The sequence below is a fragment of the Neptunomonas sp. genome, from assembly GCF_016744175.1.
Taxonomy (GTDB): domain Bacteria; phylum Pseudomonadota; class Gammaproteobacteria; order Pseudomonadales; family Balneatricaceae; genus Neptunomonas.
Genome location: NZ_JADGEV010000037.1, coordinates 1 through 12,112, shown reverse-complemented (window position 1 = coordinate 12,112; position 12,112 = coordinate 1). Strand labels below are relative to the sequence as shown.

At 44.4% G+C, this 12,112-nt stretch carries 8 protein-coding genes; 3 read left to right on the top strand and 5 right to left on the bottom strand.

Features of this window, described 5'->3' with window-relative positions:
- Positions 1-301 precede the first annotated feature (301 nt).
- Positions 302-2,260, bottom strand: a complete 1,959-nt coding sequence (gene pbpC, locus QZZ55_RS14995) for a penicillin-binding protein 1C (protein WP_293268191.1) — start codon at positions 2,258-2,260, stop codon at positions 302-304.
- Positions 2,257-7,323, bottom strand: coding sequence for an MG2 domain-containing protein (locus QZZ55_RS14990; protein ID WP_293268190.1), 5,067 nt, complete (start codon positions 7,321-7,323; stop codon positions 2,257-2,259). The genes pbpC and QZZ55_RS14990 overlap by 4 nt, the downstream gene beginning before the upstream one ends.
- Before the next feature lie 152 nt (positions 7,324-7,475).
- Here QZZ55_RS14990 and QZZ55_RS14985 point away from each other — a divergent pair, with 152 nt between their 5' ends.
- The gene (locus QZZ55_RS14985) at positions 7,476-7,613 is read left to right on the top strand and encodes a hypothetical protein (protein ID WP_293268189.1); all 138 of its coding nucleotides are present in this window, start codon (positions 7,476-7,478) and stop codon (positions 7,611-7,613) included.
- An 81-nt stretch (positions 7,614-7,694) separates the two neighbouring features.
- Here QZZ55_RS14985 and QZZ55_RS14980 read toward each other — a convergent pair whose 3' ends face one another.
- Positions 7,695-8,477, bottom strand: coding sequence for a PEP-CTERM sorting domain-containing protein (locus tag QZZ55_RS14980; protein WP_293268187.1), 783 nt, complete (start codon positions 8,475-8,477; stop codon positions 7,695-7,697).
- A gap of 283 nt (positions 8,478-8,760) precedes the next feature.
- On the opposite strand from QZZ55_RS14980, the gene QZZ55_RS14975 reads away from it, so the two are divergent.
- Together QZZ55_RS14975 and QZZ55_RS14970 are read left to right on the top strand one after the other, a co-directional pair.
- Complete coding sequence (locus QZZ55_RS14975) at positions 8,761-9,165, top strand: MarR family transcriptional regulator (protein WP_293268186.1); 405 nt, start codon at positions 8,761-8,763, stop codon at positions 9,163-9,165.
- A gap of 69 nt (positions 9,166-9,234) precedes the next feature.
- Entirely contained in the window at positions 9,235-10,017 is a 783-nt protein-coding gene (locus QZZ55_RS14970; protein ID WP_293268185.1) for a thioesterase family protein, read from the top strand.
- Positions 10,018-10,163: 146 nt separating this feature from the next.
- Here QZZ55_RS14970 and QZZ55_RS14965 read toward each other — a convergent pair whose 3' ends face one another.
- Entirely contained in the window at positions 10,164-10,562 is a 399-nt protein-coding gene (locus QZZ55_RS14965) for a VOC family protein (RefSeq protein ID WP_293268184.1), read from the bottom strand.
- A 134-nt stretch (positions 10,563-10,696) separates the two neighbouring features.
- Positions 10,697-11,200, bottom strand: coding sequence for an adenylate kinase (locus tag QZZ55_RS14960; RefSeq protein WP_293268182.1), 504 nt, complete (start codon positions 11,198-11,200; stop codon positions 10,697-10,699).
- Positions 11,201-12,112 lie beyond the last annotated feature (912 nt).

Genomic DNA, 12,112 nt, shown 5'->3' with positions numbered 1-12,112 from the left:
TGAAAAGCCAGCTTACCGCCTTGAATCTTAGGTATACTGTTATTTTCATATAACATGCGCCTCCTAGCGTAAACGGCCGAGATTGCGTTCCTTACGCTTGACTCGAGAAGCTTAGCCACATAGTCAATATGCGATACTCCTTATTAATTAAAGCATATTTTCTTGAAAACACTGTTATATAAAATTATTAGATTTTTCTGTATAACGCATCTTCTATGCCCACAATGACAAAAAAAAATCTGATACATATGAGTGCATTATCAATAATAGTTGAGGCTACATACGAGGACATGAATTGAAACTACTTAGTTAAGCGCTGGACGAAGATATTAGTCGATGTAGTACACTTGCCGCGGCGAGCACTCAGTGTATTTACTCCAAAATGCTCTAAGCGAATGCTGCCATTGACTGGGACAACCTGCTTACCATTTAGGTACCAGATTAGATTGTCAAACCGACTTCCGATAGTCACTGTAGTGGATGATGAAATGATCCATTCATTATCTTCCGGGTATTCAATTAAGCGCTCGCACGCCGGCTTAACCGTTACTCGAGTAGATGAATCTGAACTATCGATCGGTACAACGATGGGCGGCTTTAGGGATAGTACCTCAGCAATCTCAAAACCAATCGGAGTAGCCACACGAGCACCGGTAATGTGTTGGCTTGCTTGGTTATCAGGTGCACCCAGCCACACAACTATGATGTGGTCTTTTAAGATATGCACTGACCATACATCGCGCCGTTCATTGGATGTCCCCGTTTTCACGATATATCTCTCACCCGAAATATTCACTTGTGATAGAAGCCACATAAGCATATTCGATGCCTTTTGACTGATCAGTGGTGAGCGCATGCTAGCCTCATCAGGTCGCATAAAATGCAGGTCAGGAGAAGGGTGATCAACCATCCCTAAATATAATCGGCTCAGCTGCTCAGCTGTGAGGTATAGACCGCCCACAGCAAGCGAGAGTCCGGGGTCATTAGCCTGTCCAGACGGAAGCTGTAAATACGCATTAATAGCTGACGTAACATGTGCTGGCCCCAACGTTTCAAGAGTATTAATGGCGGGAATATTCAATGACTGGACTAGAGCGTCTTTCAAGCTGACTGCACCATGAAACCCGTCATCAAAATTGGTAGGTGCATAGCTATCAACTTGTATCTTGGTGTCCTTCATTACTGAAGAGACACTCAGCAACCCCCGCTCCAACGCCATGCCATATATAAGAGGTTTTAATGTGGAACCAGGACTACGAACCGCGGTGAGATAATTATTTGCGCCTTTTCGTATTTTATTTTGATAGTCGGTTGAGGCTACATAAGCTTGTATACGCCCTGTCTTTCGCTCAACCACCATCGCGGCAGCATTGTACGGCAAACCAACGTAGTTAATGTGCTTCTTCAGAGTCGCTCGCACCAGAGATTGCCAGTCACCGTTTAAGGTAGTGACGAGTGAGCCTCCGCCCGGTGACGATAAACGATCTATCAAGTGCACATCACCCAATTTCCATTGCAACTTGCGTATTGGGGTCGGCTCAGATTGGTACTCGTTAAGTTGTTCCTTCGAAAATCCCAATCGCTCTGCCACAAAAGCAAGCACGCGTGAAGCGGCATCCTCTGCGGCCTGAAGATGACGATCAGGTCGACGACGCTCAGGTGATTGAGGCAACGCAACAAAGAACGCGGCTTCTCGATAGGTCAGGTGTTTGGGGGGGCGCCCCAGCCAAGCGCGCGTACCTGCGGTGATTCCTTCAATATTGCCACCGTAGGGCGCGAGAGTGAAATACGCTTCCAATATGTCTTTCTTTGACCAATGAAACTCAAGCCGCAGAGCCATCAGCATTTGATGAATCTTTGCGCGTATGGTTTTCCCGCCGAGTTCTGGATACATCAAGCGTGCTGTTTGCATCGTAATGGTGGAGGCTCCCGAGGTAATGTGTCCCGAGATAAGCGCATCTATAACAGCACGCACGATAGCCAAAGGATCAACACCAACATGAGACCAGAATCGTTTATCCTCATAAGCGAGAAGTGTATCTGTCAGCTTAGAGTCAATCTCATTCAGAGAGACCTTTTCTCGCCAGAAGCCATCATTGCTGATACGCGTCGCGAGAATATCGCCAGATGCGTCCTTAATAACATGCGATAGCAAATCAAGTCGCGACGGGGGCAAAGGCCTACTGATATAAGCAGTAAGACCAATGGCCACCATCACAACCATTGCCGCTATCAAAAGTGATATACGTCCCCTATTCACTTGGCGCTGATCTGCCCTCGACCTGAAGTGCTTCGGCCGTTAATTTCAGGGCGATACATTAATTCAACGTGGGCATCTGGCAGCTGCATATTACCCGTATAGGTCGCGCGAACCTGATAGTAAACTAACGTTTTTCGATGTTTCCTCCAGTAGTCTGTGTAGTTCGCTGTAAAACGATCATCCATCGACTGCGTCCAGACAGGGCTGCCTATTTGATTTTTATTCAGCTTTATTGAATCACTCAGTATCAACGGTTTATCTAAAAATTCTGGAAAAAACCCCGGTGTTGATTCGATCTCGAATCCTGATGGAAGCAGATCTGTCAGCATTAAGCTGCCACTGCCAAGCGTGTTAGAGGCTTCAAACGTCACCACCACAGTTAGCACATCCCCCTTTTTTACCTCCAATGGGCCTGAGTTATTACTGATGACCTGACCATTTTTATCAAACCAAAACTTATTCACACGAAAACCGTTATCAACAGCCGTAACAGTTTGCCGACGCCCGACAATCTCGGCGTTAAAAAACAGATCGGTATCACCTGAGTGTGAAAATACGAAGCCAGACTTTGCCAAATCAATGCTCAGTGGCTCTGACGAATCCGCCTGTTTTCCACTGATCTGAACGTTAAGCTGGTCGAGTTCGCCAACTTTGGCAGCCAGTAATGCTGCCAAGTTTGCATTGTCGAATGTTGAGCGATAAGCATGGGTTGTCAGTTGTAACATCGCGTAGGAAATAAGCTCATTGATGGCGGGAAGACGGTTAGCCTTAGGAAGCGCCGCTAGCATGATACCTGACTCCACTCGCCAGCCAGACCATGTAGAAGAGTTCCCATCCGGCAGTGTTGGACTGAACCAATCTCCCGAGGGTGCAAATCGACCTGATCGAGAAAGTCTCTCAGTGGATTTGAGCAAAACATCGATCGACTCAGCGATGTCTACTGCGCGATTATCATCATGTATCATCACCGCCAGCCAGTAGCCGGCAGCAAGAAGGTCCAATCGTTCGCCCGTTGAATCGGCATTTTTCACTGCTATTTTAAGCTGTTCATCAATGGCATAACGAGCACGACTAGTGACTTCATACCCCGATTTGGCCAATACTCCGTACGAATACAATGCAGTCCATACATCATCAAAATACTGTCTATCAAGGAACTGCAATGCCTGAGCAATGCTATCCTTAACCACCTTTTTATTGTCGGAAAAGCGTAAAGCCTGAATGAGCGTATCGGTGGCATACGCCAAATAACGCGACTCGATACGGCCATTGCGATCCCAGTAACCAAAAGCACCGTTGGATTTCTGCTTTGCAAGTATGCGATCCACGCCGTGGTTAATCTTTTTTCTAACCGAATCGCTTACCTGCTTGCCCTGGAACTCAGCCACTGCAAGCATACCTCGCGTTCCACTGGACGTTTGCTCGATACACCCATATGGGTAACGGTCCAATGATGCAACGATATGGCTCATGGAAGCCCCTGGCAAAGGCGAAAGAGACCATATTACTTTAGCGTTTTCTGGATTTCCAAACGCGCTTAAATTCAGTGGATCAATATCAAAACGATTACCAGACCCTCCTGTTTTTTCAAGCTTCATTGACTGCATCTGCGTCAGTGGATACGAAGAATCACGCACAACGATAGAGAAGTCACGTGCAATCTGAGTATCTTGATAGTCTAGTGACACGTTCACAGGAACCTTGCCCGTTTGTAGATTTTTCAAATTAAGATTTTGCTGCACAGGGACACCACTCGCTTTGCCTGCCAGAGTTGTCGTTGTCGAATTTTGGCCAATCGTTTGTTTAAGATTTAACTGACCCACTGATTCGTTGAACCTCAGCGCGAGCTTCCCTGACAACTGATCACCAGCCCCCACAAAACGTGGCAGTGACACATCCATGCTGACAGGATCCTGAACAGTGATTGATGCCTCTTCAAAGCCAACACCTCGCTCGTCCACAACCATCACAACAACTCTAAGCTGGCCTTCGAACGCAGGCTCAGGAAAGGTGTACTCCAAGATTCCATTTTCGGTATCTAATAGCGGGGATGCCGCAGCGACAGTTTTGAAAAACTCCGACTTAGCAACATTTTCCGTGCTGGTACCTTCATCACCACCTACGCCAACGGCTTTAAGCGAATCATCCTGTTCAACTAACTGACCAAAGTTAGACAGGAAGCCAATCGAGAGTTTACGTGGACCAAAGAAATGCTCACGGGGGTCACTGTTCTTGAACCCAGTGATAACATGAATGCCCTCATCCACTAAAAAAATCTTCCCTTTTGCGATCAAACGGTCAACCTTGATTCGAACGTGGATGGGCTCATCCGAGTGCTGCTTTTCTTTAGCGGCAATCTGTAACGTGAGGCGCCGATCAGCTGATAGCATGGGAACCCAGCCGCTACCAACCGCGATTTGCGGCAGGTGCTCCGTACCGCGAGCAATGGGACGAACGAGTGTGGCAAGAACATGGAAACCCGGCTCACTGATTTCATCTAGAGGTAGCGTGAATGTATTATCCCCCTCGGTTACTGTCCGAGTCTTATAACTGTTGATATCAGCGGTAGCCGTCATGATACGGAGGGTGCCCGCGAACGGCGCATCCAACTTCACAGCCAGTTGATCATCGGTTGTTTTTTGAAATGAAATAGCTAACTGGCTCGGCTCCGTAATAGGAGCACCTCCATACCAGCCCACAGTGAAAGGCACGACAGTCTTAAAGCCACCTTCATTGATCGCGACTAGTTCATAGTTACCCCATTGCAGATGTGTCGATATCTCTAGTGTATTATGCTTAGTTGTACCTGCGCTCAGGACGCTATCACTCTCGCGCTTCTTCCGAAAACGCCATCCGTTATCATAAAACCAATCAAAGCTGTAACCCACTTCGTGCAACTCATACTTGACAACATTTATAGGCAGCTCATCACCGCTACGGTTAATGTTGGTTAACTTAAAAAGCGGGTTCTGCCCTTCTTGCAGCGTACCTTCAAACTGTGAACTAATGCCAAGGTATGCCTGCTCGTGATCGATCATACTCATTTGTGTTGAGATATTAGGGCGACCACCAACATCAAACGTAGAGCCTTTGAGCAACAGTGTGTAGAGGCCACTTTCAGTCAGGAGCGACTGAGATACGGTTAGGCTTCCTCGGTATATGCCTTCGCTATCAAGTGATAGAACATCAGAGGAATTTAGGTATTGTGTTGACGGTACAGAAGCGGCTCCGAACTGATAGCCAGACCATTTTGGATCCTGATGCGTGTCTGATCTCTTCAGCGACGAAACAACCTCAGCTTTAAGCTTGGCTGCAGCGCCACCAGAAAAGTATTCAGCTGACAGGACATAACTCTGGGCTTCATCTGGGATCCATTGTTCCGGAACTACAAGCGTTGTTTTAATCGTCAGTGGAACAAAGTCCTCAACCTGAATAACCCGTTGTGCCAGTACGATATCATCCATAGCAGAGACTTTTAACACATAGCGCCCCAAGCGCGCAGAAGCATTAAGGCTAATCTCATGAGCACCAAGCCCAAACTGATCAGCAGTGATTACGTCATTGCTAATTACCTTTTGCGACGGATCTATCAACTCGACTTTTAAATCAGTATTACTAAGCGGACTGAGTGTCTCATCACGGCCAATTATGAGGTATCGGATAGAATCGCCGCCTCGATAAAGCTCGCGATCTGTCGTTAGGTAGATATCTCGGTTATCACTTTTCTCAACTCCCTGCGTTCCTGTATTGAGGTCTCCACCCTCAACATTAAATTCAAGCAGAGCGATACCTTCTGCTTTATTTTGAGCGAGAAGGAATCGTGGCGCGTGACCACCCTCTCCTCGAAGGAGTTCATTTGGTATTGAAACACGGCCCGCCGCATCCGAGGCGCCATCAAACAATACACGGTTGTTGGTTGCTATTACCTGTACCTGCGCGCCAGCAACCTCTTTGAGTTGATCAAACGTCGTCAGCAAGACCTCTGTCGTATTGAGTCCGTGATAGCTAGAAACGGATACATTCGAGCGAATCAACCACTGGGTTGGGTACGAATCGTATTCATTTAAGTTTAGCTCTGCTGAGTTGAACACCGCAACGTAGATGCCTGTCCCGTCTCTTGGAATGAGGTTAGAGAGGTCAATATTAACGGGTTCAGCCTTATTCTTCTCAGTACTGACGGGAAGTGAATATTGCCCAACAGATACTGCATACTGCGACTTAATGTTTCTGAGATCATAGCCATCGAGGGTTTTGAACAAGCTGCGAGCATTTGTCAGGCTTCGTAGATCAACCTTGAACACTTCGATATTAAGCGATTTAATGTTGGTTACTGTTACTCGAATTTTCGCTTTTTGATCAATAGGTAAGATGGTTTTTCCTGTTGATAGCTCAACAGCCGACGCTCGGTCACGAGTACTACCCCATACTGACACAGGTCGGTCGAGACTATAGCTCTGACAGTTAGCGGCGCTACAGGCTTTCATCTTCAAGCCTGGCAATACACTTAGCTTGTATGACGTTGAGTAATCAAGCCCTTCAAAACACAAACTCGTTTCGTTACTGCGCAAGGTCGCAAAGTTGTGAGCATTTTTATCAATTTTAAGGGTGGGAGTTTTAATCGAATACGAGACCGGCTGCCCACCAGCTGTGACACGAAAATAACTGTCAAGATTCTCAGTAATAGGACTAAGATAATATCCTTGGTCTCTATCATACAAGGTTGTGCACAAACGACTGGAGTTGCCAACAGGCTCGAAACTCAATGCAGTTGTGCCGATGTTAGCGTCGTCTTTAACCTGCTCAAAAAGACCAGCATCTGCCGTATAGATCTTATTTCCAACCTGAAAAGTGAGCAAACGTCCGCTCGCCGCTATTTGATTCGATACATCGTTAACCCCCAAGACGTTAACGACAGTTCCTGCTTTAACTTCGAAGCCATTTGAGGACGTGACATCAGTCGTCGCTAAATATTGAGTCGATGCATGTGCGCTAGATATCGCAAGGATCGCTATAACAGCGCTAGCCAGCAGCTGCATTCTAAAAGAGCTTAATAGATGACTCACACGTCAATTCCTTTTGTTAACCGTTAAATTCTTTGCCATAAGCAGACATAATGCCTCAATAATACTCCCAATGCATATTACCGAAGTGAGCAGCAGATTAAGTGGATAATGACAGACGAAAAAAAGCCGGGTTAAACCCGGCTAAACATTTTATGACAAGAACCGTTCAGTTAACGCCTATGCCTGCATCAGACAAAAGCTATAACTTAATTCGACAGATGCTGAAAGAAGGGGCAGCCCAACCCGCCCCATCCTCCTTAAACAAAACACCGAGTGAGGTAGGCGTTTAGTAGCAACTCACGAGCAAGACAATGGTAATGCAAATCATTCTCGTTATCAACAATAAAAATGAATATATATCGAGCACAACATCAGGATTTATTTCGGAACCGTGTAGCAAGCGTAACTAACCCTAAGCCGAATAATATAATTGATCCAGGTTCAGGAACACTGTTTGGATCTACTGGAAAAATTTCGACCGCTGTACCTTGCACACCAACAGTAAAGCCATTCCAATACTCATTAGAGGCGCTGTCCCAAGCCAGTGTATCGAACGCTCCAGTGAATTGAATGACGCCATGAGGCTCGCTTCCCCCTATATTCGAACTATTTAATTCATAGCGAAAGTCGCCACCACCAATATCTATAATATTCTTAGTAACCCCACCGCAACCCCAATAGCCACATGCATTACCATCTACACCGCCCACGCTTAAAATGTTGAAGTCCTGATTAAGAAAAGAATAACCATTGCCATTTAAGCTAACGAAAGCGAAAACCGGATTGGCGATTGCTTCTGAAAATGCCAGAGTTTGATTTCCAGCCCGACTTAATGCAACGATGTCAGTACCAGTAGGGCTGTTGTCAACGATATTGCTTGTGAAAGGTGATATCGTGTCATCACGTCCTGCCCTTGCGTTTTGATAATAATCAGTCCCCCCTGAAGATTGATAGAAACCGATACCATTCGCATTGGTGTAAGTAACACCCACGGCACTGGTTGAAGTAGTGATTGTCCCCTGCCCCTCAAAACCTGCACCTAAGTCTTGATCTGTGCCTGTCCAGTCCGTCCAGTAGATTGGCGTGGCTGCAACTATACCGCTATAAAACAAGACTAATATACTTGTGATAGTAGTGAGTTTAATACGCTTCATAATATTCTCCCCTTACTCTAGATTCATTGTCTAAAACCAGAAATTAGTTCGAAGGTCCAAATATAGAAAAGCAATAAATACGCCGCTTTAGGGAAAGCAATTATAAAATAACAGGTTAACAATGGCTTTAAAGTACCGATAATGGTTGATGTAAAATATTCTGACTAAAACATAAACTCCTAACTCATATTAAATTGTCTCTACCGCTCTACATGTCGTTTGTTGACTCAATGGCATCAACACAATATGCTCGTGCACAAGTATATTGCAGGAAAGCTACCTAGTGAATGTTGATGAATGTATATTTTTCTCTCTTACCAGCACAGCCCGAAGAGCTAGCAAATTTTGGAAGCAGAGCGTTTCTGAATTCGGAATAACTGGCGTTCAGGGGTTGGTTCTCAATGCTCTTTTTGAAGAAGACCAAATAAGCTCCGTACAGCTGGGGCAGCGTGTGCAGTTAGATAGCGCCACGATGACCGGAGTACTCGATCGCCTTGAGAAATCCAACTTTATTCGACGGGTCACAGACCTCGAAGACAGGCGAGCTGTTCAAATCATACTAACGACAGCAGGGAAAGAGATCACAGAGAAATTGCAGCAAAGGTTGGACGAAGCAAACCAAGCGTACACTCTAAATCTTTCCAATCAGGAGCTACAGACCCTGAGAACTTTACTCGCAAAGCTTTAGTTTGTAGTTTTATTTAATTATTTAACTCGCTTGCAAGTAAATTGTAAGCGAGCTTATAAAGGTAACTCAATGAGTCTAGATGAACTGTTAAGCTCTGTTCGACAGGAACAAGAAACTCTGATCCCTCAAACATGGGCACAGGGAAGAACTACGTTTGGTGGTCTGACAGCCGCAATTTTATGCGAAGCTACAGTTAAAGGAACAGATCCAGCCCGCAAACTTAGAAACTTTGAAATCGGCTTTGTAAGGCCTTTGGAGGCACTTAAACCCTTTGATATTCAGGTCGAAACTCTAGCAGACGGAAAAACTGTCACCATAAAGTCGGCCAGAATAATTCAAGAAGGAAAAGTTAGAGCTACTGCACGGGCAGACTATGTTTTACCACTTCAGTCCGACATACTGATTGAGACATTCACCCCTCCTCTACTGAAGGAAAAGGAGAACTCTACTCCCTTACAAGGTGATCATTTACCGACATTCTTCCAACATTTTGATAATCATGTTGCAACGAAAGGGATACCTTTCTCCGGTCATGAAGTTCCAGAAGTGGGTGGATGGATGGGGTTTAAAGAGTCGCCTCAAAAAATAACAAACTCTCATCTAATCTGCATGATTGACTCTTGGCCCCCCAGCGCTTCACCTTACTACGAAGGTTTCAAGCCCCTTTCCACACTGAGCTGGAGCATACACTTTCCCAACGCCACACATGAAATACTACCTGCTGACCACCTAGGTTACCTCTCTAAAGTAAACTTCGGAGAAAATGGCCTCAGCTCTTCACAAGCAGAAATTTGGGGGCACGGAGGACAGCTGTTAGCAAGAAGCTTCCAGACCAATATTATTTACGGGTAAATGGTAAATCTAGAAGAAAGTCACACTCACTGATCTCCCATTTACTACGTATTGCCTACAAAAATGGTGATACCGATGATTACACCTAATCATATCAGCACTACTAGCAAGGGCGCAGCTTCACTGCGCCCCCCTTACCGGTCTTGTTAACTGACTGCGGGCTGATGAAGCTCTATGACGTTGTCATCTGGATCCCTGATAAAAAAGAATTTTGCACCGTTAATCTCTACACGTTCGGTTATTGTTATTCCCAGATCTTCAATTTTCTTAGACACTACCTCTGCGTCAGTTATTTCTATCGCTATATGTGTATAGCCAGGATATTTTATATCCTGCTTCATTAGAATATTATCCTTAGGGGAGTCATCAGATGCGTTGAGAATAAAATTGATATTTATGCCTGACGGATGTTCTACGATAGCAGCAGGTTCTGGACCTATCGGGCCTGCAATGAATTTAAAGCCTAACTGCTCATAAAATTTTCTAGAGATATCTAAATCCCTGATCCGAAGTCCAACATGATTAATTCGTGTGATTTCTTTCATGGAGTTTCCACCTGTTTTTACAATAACGCTTCACCAAGAGGTAAATGGTAGCTGATTAAAATGAGCGACGAAGGAGCAAAAACCAACTCCATTTCTCCTTTTTAATTGATTTGTTTTATGCAAATACCACACAGCTACTTTACAAAATTATTAATATCTTTAATTGATGTAATTCTAAATATTTCTTTTCCGTTAGCTCTAAGCTGAATCTTTTCAAATAACTCATTGTTCCAAAACTTTGGTGACAAACGGAGGTACTTCCAGCTTGCTAACGTCCCTTTTAACACGGAGCAACCTTCAGGCCAGCCTTCGGGCTTTACAAATAAGCTTTTAAGTAATCTCTTAGTCACCCACCAATAATGGACATGATAAGGTAAATCGACATAAATAAGTGTATCCGCGGCATCTATACGCTGCCAGAAGGATTCAATTGTACCGAGGCCTTCAATTATCCATTTATCAGAACATATCAACTCAGTGTGCATCTTTGAATACTCATCAAGTGAAACACGTTCACCATTTTGTTTGTACTCAATTAAATCTAATGGACAAAGTTGAATATCTTTAGCAACAGATAGCTTCAGACTTAAGGTTGATTTTCCACCACCTGGCTTGCCAAACACTGCAATTTTATTCATTCGACTCAACTTCCTTTTACTCAAGTTCTTACAAGCATATAACACCGACAACAACTGTCAGAGAACTATCAGCTACCAGTAGCATGTAAGGTCATGCCCAACCTAAATTTCATGTTTATTCGCACTTTCCTCAACTTTTACTACTCATTTCCGTCATTAGTCCGAACGATGGTAAATCCAATAAAGGCCAACATTGAGTGCTACAGCACTCGTCAACAAAGTCAGGGTATTTATTAACTTTAAAGAAGCCGCAGATAAGGCCGGTATACATAGAACGACCTTGTCAAAAACGTAAAGTCCTACAGGTTATAACACTACAACGAAAATTTGGATAAGCTTTGCTGTTACAAAATGTAAGATAGAAGATATCATTGAGTATATGAGCATTTTTTCGGAATAGACCTAAAGCATTTATCATCGATGAGCCACTATAGCCCTATCGTATATATCCCTAGTATGACGACAAAACAGCGGAGGATGACATGAAGTTATTTCTGACGATGTTTAAACAGCGCTTTTGCCATTTTACTATCATGAAAACTGTCGAAGCCTTTGAAAGTTGAAATTCTCTCTCATTTTAAAATACCCCCCGAAATTTTCGGTGTGTATAACATAAGGATTGGTTCGCTTACACGTCTGAACTGTGCTGTAGATTCACTGAGTAAGCAGCCTGACTGCTTCTAAGCAAAACAAAATCATTCGTTTTAGCTAAACGTACCATAAGCGGACAATAAGTGCTTTTATCTTCCTGTTTATAATTAGGCTCTATTTTATGAACGTTTATGCAGTATATTTCTGCTTTTTCAGATTGCCTGTGCGTTTTACCTAAATGGTTTGTATTGGTTCACCTGTGTAAGAACCCAGAAATCATCAGAAGAGAGGTGGTTCGTGTTGGGTAGTTTATTTTTCTTG